We start from the raw sequence: 16,699 nt of genomic DNA, 5'->3' as shown, positions 1-16,699 counted from the left end.
TGACGGTGTCGTGCCGGGTTCTGAAGCTCGCCCGCCAGCCCTACTACCGGTGGCGCAACGCCCCGTCCGGGACGCGGACGTGCTCCGCGCGTATCGGATCAACGCGCTGCATGATGCGCACCACGAGGACCCGACGTTCGGTTACCGATACCTCGCTGACGAAGCACGCCGAGCGGGGTGGCGGATGAGTCGCCGGACGGCGTGGAAGCTGTGCTCGCAGGCGGGGATTCTCTCGTCCGCGCAACGCCGGCGACGCGGGAAGGGGAAGAAGGCCGGCCCACGCCGTGTTCGACGACCACGTGCAACGCGTCTTCCGGGCCGATGCACCGAACCGGCTCTGGCTCACGGACATCACCGAGCACCGCACGACGAGCGAAGGCAAGCTTTACTGCTGCGCGATCAAGGACGTGTTCTCCAACCGGATCGTGGGGTACTCGATCTCAGATCGGATGACCGCGAAACTCGCCGTCGACGCCGTCCGAAATGCTGTCGCGCGCCGCGGTGAGGTCGCCGGATGCATCCTGCATGCCGACAGGGGCAGCCAGTTTCGAAGCCGCGCCATGGCCCGGAAACTGCGCCGGCACGACATGGTCGGTTCGATGGGCCGAGTCGGCGCCGCGGGCGACAACGCCGCGATGGAGAGCTTCTGGTTGCTCCTGCAGATCAACGCCCTCAACCGGCAGCGGTGGACCACCCGACAAGAACTGCGACTCGCGATCGTGGTCTGGATCGAGCGGAAGTATCACCGCCAACGAGCACAGGACACTCTCGGCGGCTTGACGCCCATCGAGTTCGAAGCCAAGCTAGCCGAGCCGCTCACACTCGCGGCCTAAACCGAACCTGTCACCAGTTCGTTCCTCACGCCCTCCGAAGCACCCGCGCATACCCGGCCTACCGGGCGCCACACGAAGAACAACCACCCCATCCCGGGTGGCCTCCCGCAATGTGGTGAAGTCTCTCGAGAACGTACGGGCCGCACTCGCGCATCGCGCCGAAAGATGGCTCTTCCCTGGCCGGCACCCTGGGCTCCAACTCACACCCGGCCCGCTCAGTCGCCGACGTCGCGAGCAGGTTCTTCGCGCAGCAAGCGCCCGAACGACGGCATAGATCGAGCTCACCCGTAACTGCGCCCACAGATCGGCTCCGACCTGCTCGGCATCGCCCCGCCTCCGCAGCCGCATGGTCGCGCCTCGCCTGCGGCGATTGGACGGACTGCGCGAAGCTCTGTTCAACCCCTACATGGGCTCGGTGCGCCGCGGACCAGGAGCAGCGCCGACTGCACAGCACCCGTCCTCGCAGGTCTCAGTTTCCCGTTCCCCGGTGAGTACCGCGACTGGCGCGGCGCAACAGGCGTCGCCCTTCCACGCCTCGATGCCTTCGCGGACCGCGAAGACAGCGATCACCAGCGCGGCAACCGAGTCGGCCCAGACCCAGCCGAGCAGACCGTTGAGCAGCAGGCCGACCAGGAGCGCCGCCGAGAGATACGTGCAGATCAGCGTCTGCTTCGAGTCGGCGACCGCCGACGCGGATCCGAGCTCTCGGCCAGTGCGGCGTTCGAACCAGCTGAGGAACGGCATGACGATCAGACTCAGCGCCGCGATCACGATGCCGACAGGTGAATGCTCAGGCTCGCGCAGTCCGAACAGCGACAGCACCGCATCGACGCTCACGTAGGCGGCGAGCGCAAAGAACGACACGGCGATCACCCGCAGCGCGACCTTCTCTCGTGTCTCGGGATCGGGCGCTGCGAACTGCCACGCGACGGCCGCTGCCGAGAGCACTTCGACAATGGAATCCAGACCGAACCCGATGAGCGCGGCCGAGGACGCCACGCCCCCGGCGATCAGGGCGATCGCGGCCTCGATGATGTTCCACGTGATCGTGATCACGACGACGATCCGGATACGCCGGCGCAGCACGTCGCGCCGCTCGGGTGCGACTGCCACCGCTGTCACCGGACGTCTCCAACATCACAGCAGCCGGGAATCGAACATGCGGGATCGATGCACGGCGCGCTCTCATCGACCGCCAGCGTCGTGTCCACGAGTGCGGTGAGCGCGGCACTGAGATGCGGATCGGCGATCTCGTAACGCGTCTGCCGACCCTCCGGCTCCGCCACAACGATGCCGCAGTCTCTCAGGCAGGCGAGGTGGTTCGACACGTTCGACCGGGTGAGTTCCAGGTCTCGCGACAGAACCGCGGGATAGCTCGGCCCGTCGAGCAGGGTCATCAGGATCCGGGAACGTGTCGGATCGGCCATGGCTCGGCCGAGCCGGTTCATGACATCGAGTCGTGATGCAATGGTCAGCATACGGTGAACTATACAGTTGCCGCTGAACAATTGTCGACCCGTTAAGACGACGAATACGCGACTTCCTGACAGTCGGAACTACCCAGAGGAACACCCGCCCCCTCACTTCACACTCCCCTGCGTCAGGCCTCCGATCAGCCACCTCTGCGCGAACAGCGCCAGCAGGTACACCGGGATGATCCCGGTCAGGCTCGCCGCCGCCATCTGGCCGAACATCACCTCGCGGCCGCCCTGCATAAGCGCGATGCCGACCGGCAGCGTCTGCGCGTCGCCTGTCTGCGTCAGCAGCAGCGGGATCAGGAAATCGTTGTAGACGAGGATGAACACGATGATCCCGACCGCCGCGAGACCCGGCGCGATCAGCGGCACGAGAACCGATATCAGCGTTCGGATCGGTCCGCACCCGTCGAGTTGCGCCGCCTCGTCGATCTCCTCCGGGATCCCCCGGAAGAAGCCGTCGAGCAGCCATACCGCAACGGGGGTGAGCATCAGCCCCTCGACGACGCCGAGGCCAAGCGGCGAGTTCATCAGCCCGACCGTGCGCACGAGCAGGAACAGCGGAACGATCGCCACGACCGGCGGCGCGATGTACGCCGACACGATCAGCAGCAGGGTCTGTCCGCCGCCGACGCGCAGGCGCGCGATCGCGTAGTTCGCCGGCACCGCGATCACGAGCGCGGCGATGACCGCAACGGCGGCGACGAGGAGGGAATTGCCGAGATACGTGAAGATCGGCCAGTTCGCCATCGCCGACGCCCAGTTGCCCACCGCGAAGCGCGCGGGAAGGATCCGCGTCGACAGGATGTCGTCGGGCGACTTGAACGACGTCGCCACGAGATACAGGATCGGCGTGATCGCCAGCACGATCGCGATGACGAGCACGATCCACTTCGCGGCAGAGACCGCACGAGACGAGGAGCGGCGTGCGCGGCGAGGCGCGGATCCGGGGAGCACCACCGTGCGCGTCGCGTCGCCTTGCGCAGTCGAGTCAGGAAGAAGAGTCACGATGTGCCTTTCCGCGCACGAAGTCTCGCACGCGTGCAACGCGGCCAGGGCACGTCAGGCGCCCCGTGCGTGCGACGTCGTCAAGAACGTCGGGTTCCAAGAAACAACTGCTCACGACGCCCCCTTCTGCGCGCGGTGCCGCACAGCGTTGAGCGGCACGATCACGATCGTGACGAGCACGAGGAAGACAACGGTCTGCGCGGCCGCCATGCCGATGTCGAACGATTGGAAGGCGCTGCGGTAGATGTCGTAGCTCGACACGGTCGTGTCGAATCCCGGGCCGCCGCCCGTCATCACGAACACGAGGTCGAACACCTTGAACGACAGCACGACCTTCAGCAGCAGCGTCGTCAACAGCGCGGGAAGCAGCAGCGGCAGGGTGATCCGCCGGAACACCTGCACGGTGCCCGCGCCATCGACCTGCGCCGCTTCGTAGACCTCCGACGGCAGCGTCTGCAGCGCCGCGAAGACCAGCAGCGCGCAGAACGGCGCCCACTGCCACGCGTCGACGACGATCACCGAGATCATCGCTGCGGGGCTGGATCCGAGGAACAGGATCGGTTCGGACCCCGGCGCGATCGACTGGATCGCGTTGTTGAACAGCCCTCCGGTCGGTGCCAGCATGAGGCGCCAGATCACCCCCACCATGACCGGCGGGGTCATGAGCGGCAGCAGCAGGAGCACGCGCAGCACGCGCCCTGACCTCACGGCGACGTCGAGGCACAGCGCCACGGCCGCACCCCCGATGAGGGCGATGACCGCCGACGCGAGCGCGAACACGACCGATCGCACGAGCGAGGGCAGCGTCACGCCGTCCGAGAACAGCGCGGCGTAGTTCTCGCCGCCCACCCACTCCGTGAACTGCTGCCCGAGACTCGAATCCGACACCGACGCCGCGATGCTGAACACGAGCGGGTAGACCGCGATCACGACGACGGCGATGACCGCCGGAACGAGCATCGCCCGCCCCGTCCAGGTCGCCCGGCGCGCGGGGCGCCGGGCGACCTGCCTGGTGCGCGTGGACACGATGCTCATTCCGCGAGCGGCTGCCACGCGTCCCAGGTCTTGGACACGGCTTCCTCGGCGCTGAGATTGCCCTGCAGCATCAGCGCGAGGTTGTCGCCGAGCACCTGGATCATCTCGGGTGCGGCCGGGCTCGTCGGCCAGGACTGCGCGTTCGGCAGCACCTGCGCGTTCACCTCGGCCACCTCGGGCACGAGCTCCGCGTAGTCCGCGCTCTCGAGCGTGGACGTGCGGGTGGGGTCGATGCCCGACCCGGTGGTGGTGATGAGCATCTCGTTCGTCTCGGCCGACGAGGCGAACGACACGAACTCCTTCGCGAGATCCTCATCTGCCGCGTTCGGGCTGATCCCCATCGCCCACCCGGCGTTGAGCGCACCGGAGACGGATCCCTCAGGGCCGAGCGGCAGCGGCGCGACGCCCCAGCCGTCGACGATCTGCGACTGCTCGGTATCCTGCGCGAACACGCCCAGGTCGGTCCAGAACTCCATCATTCCGACCTTGCCCGCCAGGAACTGCGGCAGGGCCTGCTCGAAACCGATCTCGAGCGGGCTCGGCAGCGCGTACTCCGACACGTCGAGCATCGCCTGCGCGGCCTCGACGGCGACATCGCTGTCGAGCTGCGGAAGCGCGGAGTCGATGGGATCGCTCGACATCGTCGCCAGGCGGTTGAAGAACGACGATCCGATGTTGAACGCGCTCTTGGATCCGAGCAGCGCCGTGCCGTAGACCCCGTCGGCGCTCTCGTTCTCGGTGATGGTGCGAGCGACGTCGGCGTACTCCTCCCACGTCGTCGGCACCTCGACGCCGTTGCGCTCGAAGATCTCCTTGTTGTAGAAGAGCACGTGCGTGTCGCCGTCGATCGGCAGACCGTACGTCTTGCCGTCGTACTGGGTGTACGGCTGATAGACGGCATCGATGAAGTCGGGACGATCGATGTCCTCATCGCCCTCGACCCAGTCGGTGATGTCGGCCAGCGCGCCCGCCTCGGCGAGCGCGCCCACCGTCGGATACCAGTACTGGATCACGTCGTACGCGCCCGTTCCCGACTGCGCGTCGAGGGTCACCTTCGACTGGATCTGGTCGTAGGGAACGACCTCGACATCCACCTCGACATCGTCGTGCGTCGATTCGAACTCCTCCTGGAGGATCTTCCCGGCGCCCTCCTGCGGGGCGGCGATCAGCACGCTCAGCGTTCCTGCGCTCTCATCGCCGGACGGCGTGCCGGAGCACCCGGCGGTGACGATCGCACCAGCGGTGAGCGCGGCGACCGCGATGAGGCGGTGAGACGACCTGCGTCTTTGCATAGTCATCATGTTTCCTTTCGTCTCGGTGAGCGGAGCCCGCTCACCCCTTGCGGTAATCGACGACGCGGGTCGGTTCGATGTCGATCGCGTGGCCGCTGCCGCTCTCGATGACGACGCCGAGCTCGGGCTGCGAGTCGAGGTAGTAGAACTCGATGCTGTCGGCCGTGCGGCCGCCCATCACCTTGGGTGCGCCCAGGTCGTTCACGAGCTCCTCGGCCTCCTCGGCGTCGTGCTTCATGACGGCGATGTGCTGAACGCCCTCGCCGTGCTCATCGAGGAACTCCTGGTAGATCGACGCGCCCCCGGTCGGCTGGATCAGCTCGAAACCGAGACCGCCGACCATCGTCTCGGCCGCGTTCATCGTGAAGGCCGCATCCTGCCCGCGCAGGTGCGTGTGATGAAGGAACGGCGCCTTGTACTCGAAGACCTTCCAGGGCCCCCAGCCGAGGCGCTCACTGTACTCCTTCATCGAGCGCTCGAGGTCGCGCACGACGATGCAGATCTGGCTGATGGTGTGCTTCGGTGCAGTGTTGTCGGTCATGTTGCTTCCTTCTCGAGTGGTTCGTACAGGTATGAGTGACGGCGTCAGACCATGAGCGCCACGACGGCCTCTTCGCTCGCCGGCTGTTCCTTCGGCGAGGGGATCTCCCCCGTGACGGCGCCGTCGTGCATCACGAGGATCCGGTCGGACAGCCCGATCAGCTCGAGCAGGTCGTCGCTGACGAGCACGACCGCCGCGCCGTCGTCCGTGAGGTCGCGCAGCAGCTGATAGATCTCCTCCTTGGCACCCGCGTCGACGCCCCGCGTGGGATTGTTCGCGATGATCACCTCCGCGCCCTGCGACAGCCATTTCGCGAAGACGACCTTCTGCTGGTTGCCGCCGGACAGGGTGCGCACGCGCTGATCCACGGATCGCATCCTCACGCGCAGGCGCTCCGCCCACCGGCGCGCCTCCGAGACCTCCCGCGAGTGCCGGCGGATCCCCACCCCCGACTGCGCGCCGAGGCGCACCTCGTTGACGTTCTCGGTGATCGACAGCCCCAGGCTCGCGCCCTCGGCGTGCCGGTGCAGCGGGATGTATCCCATGCGCGCCTTCACGCGCGACGAGACGCTGTGCTTGATGTCGACGCCGTCGATCGACACGGATCCGGCAGAGTCGGTCGCGCCGAACAGCGCCGCCGCGAGCTGGTTCTTCCCGGATCCGAGCAGCCCGCCGACGCCGACGATCTCGCCGGCGCGCACCTCGAGGTCGGTCGGCTGCAGCCCCGGCGCGCTGACGCCGGAGGCTGACAGCCGCACCTTCTCGGACGGGCCGGACTGACGCGACTTCTGGTACACATCGTCGGCGCGCTCACGCCCCACCATCAGGCGGTGCAGTTGCGCCTCGGTCGTCGAGGGCGGCACCTCGTCGACGACCTTTCCGTCCTTCAGCACGTACAGCCGGTCGGAGTTGTCGAGCAGCTCCGGCAGCCGGTGCGAGACGAACACGAACGCTGTGCCGGCCTCGCCCAGTCGCACGAGCAGGTCGAAGAAGATCGCGAGCTCTCCGCCCGACAGCGCGGCCGTCGGCTCGTCCATCAGGATCACCGGATGCGGCGTCTGGAAGATGCGCGACAGCGACACGGCCCGAGCGATTTCGAGCAGCTGGCGCTCGCCGAACGAGTAGTCGCCGACCGGGCGATCGACGTCGTAGTCGAGGCCGAGGTCGTCCAGCAGGGTGCGGGCGTGCGCCCGGGCCTGCGCGGCCCGGAACACACCCGCGGTGCTGAAGCGATCCTCCGCCCCGAGGCACAGGTTCACCGCGACGGACAGCCGCCCGATGAGGCTCTGCTCCTGGAAGACCCGGAAGATCCCGCGCGCGGCGCCGTCGATCAGCGTCCCGAGCTCGACGTCGTCGCCGTCGATCCGCACGACGCCGTCGGTGGGGGCGAGCACCCCGCACATGATGTCCATGAGCGTGGACTTCCCGGCACCGTTCTCGCCGATCAGCCCCACGATCTCGCCGGCGAAGACCTCGATCGACACGTCGTCGAGCACGCGCGTCGTATCGAACACCCGGCCGACGCCGTGCGTCGCGAGGCGCGGCGTCTTCTCGAGCTGCGTCATGGCGATCCCTACTTCTGGCCGAGCGACGACTCGCCGGACCGGGTGAGCTCGATCACGCTTCCGAGCGGGTTCGCCACCGCGTGCTCGAGGTAGGTGGCCGAGACCGACTCCACGGCGCCATCGGCGAGCTCGGACGCGAGCTGTTCGGGCAGCTCATAGCCGTCGGGCGCGTCCTCACCGATGCGGCCCCAGTAGTCGTCGGGGTCGATGGGGCTGAGCGGGATCTGCGTGTCCCAGTCGTCACCCGACTCGGCGCGCGACATGGCGGTCCAGTCCCACGGCAGCGGATCCGCGTCGTAGACGACCGACTGGTACTCATCGGACGCGTCGGGCGTATCGATCGTCAGCGAGTCCTGGAACATCATCGACTCGGCCGCCGTGTACTCCTCGCCCTCGTAGGCGTCATACAGGCGCGCGACGTTGTAGCCGCCGAACCAGGATCCGTGGATCGCGACGGTCGCCGCCGCGTTGCCGCCGGCGCTCATGTCGTCGAGGAACTCCTCGATCGCGTCGATGCCGCCGACCTTCACGTCATCCATGCCGCGTTCGCGCAGCGCGTTGATGACGGCGATCGCCGAGTCGTCGTTGTGGCAGATGACCGCCTTGATGTCGGGGTGCGCCGTCAGCAGGTCCTCGATCACGGGCTGGGTGCCGACGCGGCTCTCGCCGCCGCTCTCACGACCGACGAGCTCGACGTCCGGGAACTCCTCGAGCGCCTGGTCGACGCCGAGCTGCCGCTCCTCCGAGGTCGTGTTCCCCGGCGTTCCCGTGATGTGGAGCACCTCGCCCTCACCGCCGATCTGCTCGAGCACCGAGGAGGCCATGTTGTACGAGTCGGTCACGTTGTCGGGCAGGAAGTATCCGGCGTAGTGGTCGTCGTATTCGGCCTCGACGGGCGTCGACCACGGCTGGTTCGAGAACACGTTCGTGACGAAGATGCCCTCGGCGGTCGCGGCCTGGATGAGGGTCGGCGACGACGCCTGATCCTGCGCGAAGACCAGCGCCATGTCGATGCCCTTCGATCCCGCCTGCTGGATCTGGCTGAGCTGCGTGTCGGTCGAGTCTCCGTAGACCTGAACGTCAGAGTTGAGGCCGAGCTCCTCGGCGGCGGCCTCGGCGCCCTTCATCACGTCGGCCCAGTACGAGTTGTCGAGCGAGGGCACCTGGATCATGACGGTGGGCGCTTCCGGATCCGCGGTTGATTCCGACCCGTCGGACGAGCACCCCGCGATCGGGATGAGGAGAGCGACGCCCGCGACGAGCGCGAGGGAGGTACGGCGGTGTGAGGTATTCATTGGACACTTCCTTGTGTGCGGACGGACGATGAGCGTGCGTGCTACTTGACGCTCGAGAGCTCGCGTCGGTTGAGGGTGAGCGCGACGGCTGCGATCAGCACGGCGCCCTTGATGGTCTGCTGCAGGAACGGATCCACGCTCGCGAGGTTCATGCCGTTGCTGAGCACCGAGATCACGAGCACGCCGAGCACGGTGCGCGAGGGCCCGCCGACGCCGCCCATGAGCGAAGTGCCGCCGAGCAGGATCGCGGCGAGCGCCTCCATGAGGAACGGCTCGCCCATGCTTCCGGAGGCGGAGTTGGTGCGCACCATCAGCAGCAGCCCGGCGAACGCGGCGAACACCCCCGATGCCACGAACACGAGCAGCTTCACGCGCTGCACGTTGATTCCGGAGAGCTTCGCGACCGTCTCGTTATCGCCGACGGCGCGGGCCCGGTATCCGAACACGAGCACCTTCTCGATGACGATCGCGATGACGAGCGCGAGGAGCGCCCACAGGGCGATCGTCGGGACGACGCCGAAGACGGCGCCTCCGAAGAGCGCGGTCAGCTCCGGCGAGCGCAGCGGCTGCGGCCGCCCGCCTGTCACGATGAGGGCCAGGCCGGCGAACACGAACATCGTGCCGAGGGTGACGATGAAGCTCGGCACCTTCAGATAGACGTGGATGACGCCGTTGACGAGCCCGCAGAGGAGCCCGACGACGAAGCCGAGCACGGCGCCCCACGGGCCGAGCGCCGTCGTCAGCATCGCGGCGCTCACGCCCGTGAGGGTGACGATCGAGCCGATCGACAGGTCAATGCTGCCGATCAGCACCACGTACGTGGCGCCGAGGGCGACCACCAGCAGAACCGCCATCTGGCGCACGAGGTTCTGGAAGTTGCCCGCGGTGAGGAACGTCGGCGTCGCGATCGCGAAGAACACGATCAGCACGAGCAGCGCGACGATCGGGGCGAGGAACACGAGCTGCGCCCGCAGCCGGGCCGCCTTCTCGCCCCGTCCGCGCTGCGTGACGACGCGCTGCGTCGGCGTCGTTCCCGTTCGGCTGTTCATCGCGTGTCTCCCGGATGCCAGGGGCGCTCGACCTTGTCGCCGTCGACCCACGGGGTCTTGACGAACACGGCCAGGAAGGCGCGATCCGACACGTTGCGCAGGAAGTGCTCCTCCCCCGGCTCGGCGTGCAGGACCTCGCCCGCGCGGAGCGTGGCGCGCTGGGTGCGGTCGATCCACACCTCCGCCTCGCCCTCGAGCGCGACGAACGACTCGGTGTGGTGCTCGTGCGCGTGGTTGTCGAACGCGTCGCCCGGCCGCAGCACCACGGTGCCGAAGGCGGCGGCATCGGACTTCGACAGGTACCCCGGCCCCCAGTCGCCGAAGCGCAGCTCCGCGTCGGCGGGGCGCAGCACCTCGGCGGTCATGACGATGCCCCTTCCGCCTCGCGGAAGATCTCGTATGCGTCGGCCGGATCCGCGTCGTCGTGCACGACCGCGCGCACGGCGGTCAGCATCGCCGTCGGCTGCGAGCTCTGGAAGATGTTGCGGCCCATGTCGACGCCCGCGGCGCCGGCGCGCACGGCGCGGCTCGCCATCGTCAGCGCGTCGAGCTCGGGCAGCTTCTTGCCGCCAGCCATGATGACCGGAACGGGGCAGCCCGCGACGACGTCCTCGAAGCCCTCATCGCAGTAGTACGTCTTCACGAGCTGGGCTCCGAGCTCCGCGATGATGCGGGTCGCGAGACCGAGGTAGCGGGCATCGCGGGTGAGCTCCTTGCCCACCGCGGTCACTCCGAGCACGGGGATCCCCGCGTCGTATCCGGCGTCGACGAGCGTCGTGAGGTTCTTCACGCTGCGCGACTCGTGCTCACCGCCGATGAACACCTGCACCGCGACGGCGTCGGCGCCGATGCGCACGGCGTCGTCCATCGCCATCGCGGTGTGCTCGTCGGAGAGATCCTTGAGGATCGACGGGCCGCCGGACGCGCGCAGCACGAGCCCCGACTGCGTCGCCGGCGGGATCGAGGTGCGCAGGGCGCCGCGGGTGCACATCAGCGCATCCGCGTGCGCCTCGAGCGGCGCGATGTTCAGATCGATGCGCTCGAGGCCCCGCGTGGGGCCCTGGAAGTACCCGTGGTCGAACGCGAGCATCACAGTGCGCCCCGTCTCGGGATTGACGATGCGCGAGAGCCGGTGCTGCATGCCCCAGTCGAGGTTCGATGCTCCGCGCACGGCGTGCGAGAACGTGGCGAGCGGGGTCTGGGGCGAGTACTTCTTCGCGGCGAGGTTGCCTTCGAGGTCGGCCATGAGTCTGGTCTCCTTATGACGGGTCAGCGCGCTGCGCCGACGGTGGTGGGTGTGGAACGGGTGCCCGCGGCTCGCGCGGCGCCCGGCGGCACGAAGAGCGGATCGACGCCCGCCGAGACGAGTTCGCGCGACGCCGCGTAGGCGCGATGCCATCTCGCCGCGGCCTCGTCGTACTGGGCGAGCACCGACGGATCCGCCGTGATCCGGCGTTCCGGCGCCGACATCGGCGCAAGGTCGACGCCGACGCCCTTCGCGGCGAGGCGCGCGGCGCCATACGATGTCGCCTCGGGCGCCGGGGTGACCTGCACGGTCAGGCCCGTCGCGCCCGCGATGATCTCGGGCCACAGGCGACCGGCGCTGGATCCGCCGGTGAACGTCACCTCTCCGGTCTCCGTCGCGGCGCCGGACGTGATCTTGGTGAGGATCCGCAGGTGGTCGCGCGCGACGTACGCGGCGGCCTCCTCGATCGCCCGCACGAACGCGCCGCGGCCCGTGGCTCCCTGGTCACTGATGTCGAACCCGGTGAACGTCGGCGCGGTGTGGTGCCAGGCGTCGGCCTGCATCGTGTCGGCCAGAAGCGCGAGCACGCCGCGGGATCCGGGCTCGACCTCGGCCGCCCACCGCTCCATGACGTCGAAGGCCGAGCATTCCTCGTCGCCGGCCGTGGCGACGGCATCAGGGCAGAACGCGTCGCGGAACCACCGCATGGCGAGCCCGCTCAGGAAGCCGATCCCCTCGATCATCCAGTGCCCGGGCTCGACGTGACAGAGCGTGCGCAGGCGGCGCTGCGGGTCGATGATCAGCTCGTCGCTCACGCTCGTGGTCTGCCAGAACGTGCCGCCGACGATCGTGGGACGCCCCGTCCGGGCGTCGATCGCGTGCAGCGCGAGCTGCGTGTCGGCTCCGCCGGCGATCACGGGCGTGCCCGCCGGGATCCCGGTCGCCTCCGCCGCCTCCGCCGTGACGGATCCGATCTGCGACCCGCACTCGACGACCTCTGGCAGGATCCGCGGGTCGATGCCGACGCGCTCCGCGAGCTCGCGCGACCACGTGCGCTCGGCGAGGTCGAACAGTGCAGAGCTGGATCCGCAGGTCGGCTCGGTCGTGAACTCGCCCGTGAGGCGGGTCGCGACCCAGTCGCTGAGCATGCCGAGGTGCCGGGCACGGCGCAGCACGTCGGGTTCGTGGCGCGTGATCCAGCGGATCCGCGCGGGCGCCGTGATCGACACCCAGTCGCCTGCGATGCGGTAGATGTCGTCGGCGGTTCCGTCGGCGAGCAGCTCGTCGGCCTCGCGGCGCGCGCGGCCGTCGGTGTTGGGGCACGCCCAGAGCTCGGTGCCGCGCTCGTCGTAGAGCACGAATCCCTCGCGCATGCTCGAGGCGGCGATGCTCGCGACGGCGTAGTCCTCGCCGAGCGCCGCCACGACGTCGCGCGCCGCACCGGCGACGGCCTCCCAGCCCGACCGCGTGTCGAACGAGGAGCCGCCGGGGTGACCGTCGACGGGCGCGTGCGACCACTCGCGCTGCGCGTGCGCGACGAGTTCGCCGTCGGCGCCGAAGGCGAGCACGCGCGCGGATCCGGTGCCCGCGTCGATCGCGAGGAAGACGGGCGACGTCATCGCTCCCACCTCAGCTCGTCGCCGGCGATGAACGCCTCGACCTCGGACGCGAGCATGTCGGCGCCGCGGCGCAGCGTCTCGTAGGTCGCGCCGGCCAGGTGCGGGGTGAGCACGAGGTTCGGCTGCGCGACGAGATCCCGCCAGGGGCCGTCGGACTCGTTCACGTCGAGCGCGGCACCGCCGAGGTGCCCGGAGGTCAGTGCGTCGAGCAGCGCCTGCTCGTCGACGAGGGATTCGCGGGCGGTGTTGATGAAGAGCCCACCCTCCTTCATCGCCGCGAACTGCTCGGAGCCGACCATGCCGCGGTTGTCGTCGGTGGCCCGGGCGTGCACGCTCACGACGTCAGAGCGGGTGAACAGCTCGTTCAGGTCGGTGACGATCTCGACCTCGGTCACCGTGGCGGCGTCGACGAACGGGTCGTAGGCGATCACCCGGGTGCCGAGTGCGCGCGCCCGGGCCGAGACGAGCCGAGCCACGTTGCCGTACCCGATGAGGCCGAGCGTCGTGGTGCTCATCTCTCGGCCGAACCACCGCGCCCCTTCGAAGGTCGACTCGGCGAGCGCGCGGCCCGTGCGGACGCGCTCGTCGACGTCGCGCAGGGAGGCCGGCACGTTGCGCAGCAGCGAGATGAGGAAGCCGATCGTGAGGTCGGCGACCGCATCGGCGTTCTTGCCGGGGGTCGTCGTCACGCGCACGCCGCGCACCTTCGCCGCCGCGATGTCGACGTTGACGGGGCCGCCGCGGGCGCAGCCGATGAGCCGCAGATCCGGAGCCGCATCGAGCACATCGGAGGTGATCGGTGCGGCGTGCAACGCGACGATGTCGTAGCCCGCGACGAGCTGCGCGACCTCGGCGGGATCGCCCTCGAACTCGCGGATCGCCGCGACGTCGGTCGTCGCCTCGTGCAGCCCGACCGTCACGACATCCGCGTCGAGCCCGCGCGCGGCGAACGCGTCGCGGAACGTCTCGGCGTTCATGTAGCTGTCGCCGATGATGAGGATCCGATGGTTCGTCACGATGTGTGCTCCTTCGAGGGGTTCGTTGCGGACGCCCGTCGCTCGTGCGGGCTGCGACCTGACGTCGCGGTGCTGGTCGTGGGATAGTGCCCGGCGGCATCCGCTCCGGACATGCCCGCCTGGTCGAACCCGGTGTCGACGCTCACGCGCAGTCGGTCGGTGCGCACGGATGCGCGGGAGAAGTCGACGGGGGCGCCGTCGCTCGCATAGGCGACCGCCTCGACAACGACGATCGGATGACCGATCTCGACCTCGAGCAGCGGGGCGAGGGTGCGATCGGCGACGGCGGCCTCGATCGTGCGGTGCATGCGGGCGATGCGCACGCCGGCGATGCGGGTGACCGCGCTGTACAGGCTCGCGCGCGGATCGCGCAGATCCGGCACGAGACCGGAGAAGCGGCGGGGCATGTAGTTGACGACGTGGACCGCGGTGCGCGCGCCGATCGCCCTCACGCGCTCGAGCACGAACCCGTATCCGTCAGGCTCGCCCGCCTCGCCGCGGCCGACCACGGCGGCGGCCCACGACGGCAGCGGCTCGACGCCGGCCCGCAGGATCGTCGAGGTGAGGGCGCTGCGGCCGTCTTCGCTGTACTCGCCGAGCAGGCTCGCGGCCGACGGCAGGGTCCACGACGAGGGCCCGGGAAGGTGCGCGACGAATGCGCCCTTGCCCTGCTGACGCGTCACGATGCCCGCCGTCTCGAGGTGAGACAGGGCCTCGCGGACCGTCGTGCGCGATACGCCGAAGTGCGTGCAGAGGGCGTTCTCGCTCGGAAGCTTGTCACCCTCGTGCCACGCGCCCTCGGCGATCGATCGCTCGATCGCGCGCATCATCTGGAACCAGATCGGCGCATCGGAAGCGCGATCGAGCTCCGTCATCAGCAATGTCACTGAGTCGTCTCCCCATCGATACGAACAGCCGTCACGTTCTCGTCAGCGTCTGCGCTGCCGGCGGCTTGTATCTATCGTGGCGACGAACTTGTACCGGGAGTAGAGACAAGTTGAGAGATTCCCGAAGTAATTCAGGATCGCTGATAAATGCCGTTTTACCTTGTGTTTATTTCGAGTCGAATCATCATGCTCACCCGCGCGGACACTCCGGAATACCCGATGCCGGGCGCTGTATCAGACAAGTGACGTACCGCTGATCCTGTCGGCGAACCCCGGCAGCGTCCGCACGAACTCCTCGGGCCCGACCACCGTGAAGGGCGCGTCGAAGCGCAGGATCCACGAGAGCACGCCCGCCCACGACCAGGATCCGACGCGCACGCGGCATTCGGCGTCGGACACCTGCTGCATCTCGCCATCGCCCAACCACGGAGCGATGTCGCCCGCCGGCAGCTGCAGGACCACCTCGCCGTAGCACGGCCATGCGTCCGCACCGTCGGATCCCTTGAAGCGCGCGGCGAGGAACGTGCGGGCGTCGCCCGTCGGAATCGGCCGACGCGCGAACGGAGCCCCGGCGGGGTTTCTCGGGTTCATCCTGTCGAGGCGGTAGATCCGCCACTCGTGCTTCTCCAGCTCCCAGGCCACGAGGTACCAGCGCCCGCCTCGCGCGACGACCGCGTGCGGCTCGACGCGCCTCGGCATCCTGTCGACGTCGTCGCCGTAGTCGAACCGGATCGTCCGCTGCTCCCGAACCGCCGCACCGACCGCTTCGAGCACCGTCGGGTCGACGCGCTCCGGCCGCCCCGCATCGGTGAACCGGATGCCGTCGATCCGGTGCCGCAGCCGCGGCGGCACCACCTGCCGCACGGTCGCCAATGCGCGAGACGCCCCCTCGTCGAGATCCACACCCGACGACGACATGCTCTGCAGCGCCACCGCGGCTGCTCGACGCCGTCGCGCACGCAATCGACGAGGTGGGCTTCCAGGCCCACGGCGTGCACGTGCGCGTCGGCGACGAGGTGGCCGCGCGGCGCTGGACGCCCGAGCGTCGGGAGGAGATCCACTCGATCGCGAAGGCGGTCGCAGTGCTCGCCGTGGGGATCGCGCGCGACGAGGGCGTGCTCGATCCCGACGCGCCCGTCGCGCGGCACTTCCCGGGTGCCGAGCTCGGCGACGGCGTCGGCCGCGTGACGACGCGGCACCTGCTCACGATGACGAGCGGCGTCGACTTCCCGTGGTCGCCGACGATGTTCGACGACCACGACGACGTCGCACTCGCGTTCCTCGCGCGCCCGAGCCGCGGCCGCGTGTTCCAGTATGCGAATGCGAGCACGTACGTCGCGATGCGCGTGCTCGCGTCGGTCGTCGGCGACGTCGCGACGTGGCTCAGGCCCCGCCTGTTCGAGCCGCTCGGCATCGACGACGTCTCGTGGGAGCGCTGCCCGCTCGGGCACGTGCGCGGGGGCGACGGCATCGCGCTCACGACCGGCGAGGTCGCGCGCCTCGGCGCCCTGATCCGCGATCGCGGCACGACGGGAAGCACCCGCGTCGTCGCGGGCGATTGGATCGACGCCATGCACGGCGGTTGGAGCGCGACGGGCGACGGGCCAGGCTACGACGGCTACGCGCTCGGCGGCGGCTGGCGCGGCCCCGCCGATGCCTGGCGACTGCACGGCGCGGGCGGTCAGCTCGTGCTGTTCGCGGGCGATGCCGTCATCACGATCACGGGCGACGACCACTTCCGCGCCGATCGCGTCGCCGAGCTCGCCGTCAGGGCAGCGGCGTAACGCGGCGCCTCGGCCACACGAACGCGACGTCGACGATGCGTGAGCGCGTCGCCG

16 protein-coding genes and 2 pseudogenes are annotated in these 16,699 nt (G+C 69.1%); 3 read left to right on the top strand and 15 right to left on the bottom strand.

The genetic code is table 11. The features are described 5' to 3' along the window. Positions 1-10 precede the first annotated feature (10 nt). Positions 11-193, top strand: a pseudogene (locus tag Q1J95_RS15695) (hypothetical protein); the annotation flags it as partial. An 82-nt stretch (positions 194-275) separates the two neighbouring features. Then, a pseudogene (locus tag Q1J95_RS08210) lies at positions 276-833 on the top strand (IS3 family transposase); the annotation flags it as partial. A gap of 402 nt (positions 834-1,235) precedes the next feature. Here Q1J95_RS08210 and Q1J95_RS08205 read toward each other — a convergent pair. From Q1J95_RS08205 to Q1J95_RS08135, 15 genes are all read right to left on the bottom strand, one after another. Then, on the bottom strand, positions 1,236-1,955 hold the full coding sequence (locus Q1J95_RS08205) for a cation transporter (protein ID WP_300266981.1): 720 nt from the start codon (positions 1,953-1,955) through the stop codon (positions 1,236-1,238). Continuing rightward, the gene (locus Q1J95_RS08200; RefSeq protein ID WP_300266983.1) at positions 1,952-2,311 is read right to left on the bottom strand and encodes a metalloregulator ArsR/SmtB family transcription factor; all 360 of its coding nucleotides are present in this window, start codon (positions 2,309-2,311) and stop codon (positions 1,952-1,954) included. Before Q1J95_RS08200 ends, Q1J95_RS08205 begins: the two co-directional genes overlap by 4 nt. 102 nt (positions 2,312-2,413) lie before the next feature. Further along, positions 2,414-3,316 (bottom strand): carbohydrate ABC transporter permease, encoded by a 903-nt coding sequence (locus tag Q1J95_RS08195; protein ID WP_300266980.1) that lies wholly within the window; start codon positions 3,314-3,316, stop codon positions 2,414-2,416. A gap of 111 nt (positions 3,317-3,427) precedes the next feature. Then, the gene (locus Q1J95_RS08190; protein ID WP_300266979.1) at positions 3,428-4,342 is read right to left on the bottom strand and encodes a carbohydrate ABC transporter permease; all 915 of its coding nucleotides are present in this window, start codon (positions 4,340-4,342) and stop codon (positions 3,428-3,430) included. A gap of 5 nt (positions 4,343-4,347) precedes the next feature. Further along, on the bottom strand, positions 4,348-5,649 hold the full coding sequence (locus Q1J95_RS08185; protein WP_300266977.1) for a sugar ABC transporter substrate-binding protein: 1,302 nt from the start codon (positions 5,647-5,649) through the stop codon (positions 4,348-4,350). Between the two features lie 34 nt (positions 5,650-5,683). Further along, positions 5,684-6,184 carry a VOC family protein gene (locus tag Q1J95_RS08180; RefSeq protein ID WP_300266975.1) on the bottom strand — a complete coding sequence of 167 codons (501 nt, stop codon included), beginning with the start codon at positions 6,182-6,184 and terminating at the stop codon, positions 5,684-5,686. A gap of 44 nt (positions 6,185-6,228) precedes the next feature. Next, positions 6,229-7,749: a sugar ABC transporter ATP-binding protein gene (locus Q1J95_RS08175; protein ID WP_300266973.1), complete on the bottom strand. Its 1,521-nt coding sequence runs from the start codon at positions 7,747-7,749 to the stop codon at positions 6,229-6,231. Positions 7,750-7,757: 8 nt separating this feature from the next. Beyond that, the gene (locus Q1J95_RS08170; protein WP_300266970.1) at positions 7,758-9,044 is read right to left on the bottom strand and encodes a sugar ABC transporter substrate-binding protein; all 1,287 of its coding nucleotides are present in this window, start codon (positions 9,042-9,044) and stop codon (positions 7,758-7,760) included. A gap of 41 nt (positions 9,045-9,085) precedes the next feature. After that, positions 9,086-10,093, bottom strand: coding sequence for an ABC transporter permease (locus Q1J95_RS08165; RefSeq protein ID WP_300266968.1), 1,008 nt, complete (start codon positions 10,091-10,093; stop codon positions 9,086-9,088). Continuing rightward, positions 10,090-10,458, bottom strand: coding sequence for a cupin domain-containing protein (locus Q1J95_RS08160; RefSeq protein ID WP_300266966.1), 369 nt, complete (start codon positions 10,456-10,458; stop codon positions 10,090-10,092). Before Q1J95_RS08160 ends, Q1J95_RS08165 begins: the two co-directional genes overlap by 4 nt. Further along, positions 10,455-11,339 carry a 3-hydroxy-5-phosphonooxypentane-2,4-dione thiolase gene (gene lsrF, locus Q1J95_RS08155; RefSeq protein WP_300266964.1) on the bottom strand — a complete coding sequence of 295 codons (885 nt, stop codon included), beginning with the start codon at positions 11,337-11,339 and terminating at the stop codon, positions 10,455-10,457. The genes Q1J95_RS08160 and lsrF overlap by 4 nt, the downstream gene beginning before the upstream one ends. Before the next feature lie 23 nt (positions 11,340-11,362). Then, positions 11,363-12,958, bottom strand: a complete 1,596-nt coding sequence (locus tag Q1J95_RS08150) for an FGGY family carbohydrate kinase (RefSeq protein ID WP_300266962.1) — start codon at positions 12,956-12,958, stop codon at positions 11,363-11,365. After that, positions 12,955-13,974 (bottom strand): NAD(P)-dependent oxidoreductase, encoded by a 1,020-nt coding sequence (locus Q1J95_RS08145; protein WP_300266960.1) that lies wholly within the window; start codon positions 13,972-13,974, stop codon positions 12,955-12,957. Before Q1J95_RS08145 ends, Q1J95_RS08150 begins: the two co-directional genes overlap by 4 nt. Beyond that, positions 13,971-14,849, bottom strand: coding sequence for a GntR family transcriptional regulator (locus tag Q1J95_RS08140; RefSeq protein WP_300266958.1), 879 nt, complete (start codon positions 14,847-14,849; stop codon positions 13,971-13,973). Before Q1J95_RS08140 ends, Q1J95_RS08145 begins: the two co-directional genes overlap by 4 nt. 246 nt (positions 14,850-15,095) lie before the next feature. After that, positions 15,096-15,794: a WYL domain-containing protein gene (locus Q1J95_RS08135; RefSeq protein WP_300266956.1), complete on the bottom strand. Its 699-nt coding sequence runs from the start codon at positions 15,792-15,794 to the stop codon at positions 15,096-15,098. Between the two features lie 38 nt (positions 15,795-15,832). Here Q1J95_RS08135 and Q1J95_RS08130 point away from each other — a divergent pair, with 38 nt between their 5' ends. Beyond that, positions 15,833-16,645: a serine hydrolase gene (locus Q1J95_RS08130; protein WP_300266955.1), complete on the top strand. Its 813-nt coding sequence runs from the start codon at positions 15,833-15,835 to the stop codon at positions 16,643-16,645. Positions 16,646-16,699: the final 54 nt, after the last annotated feature.

Source organism: Microbacterium sp. (assembly GCF_029263575.1).
Lineage (GTDB): Bacteria > Actinomycetota > Actinomycetes > Actinomycetales > Microbacteriaceae > Microbacterium.
This window is presented reverse-complemented; position numbering and strand designations above follow the sequence as displayed.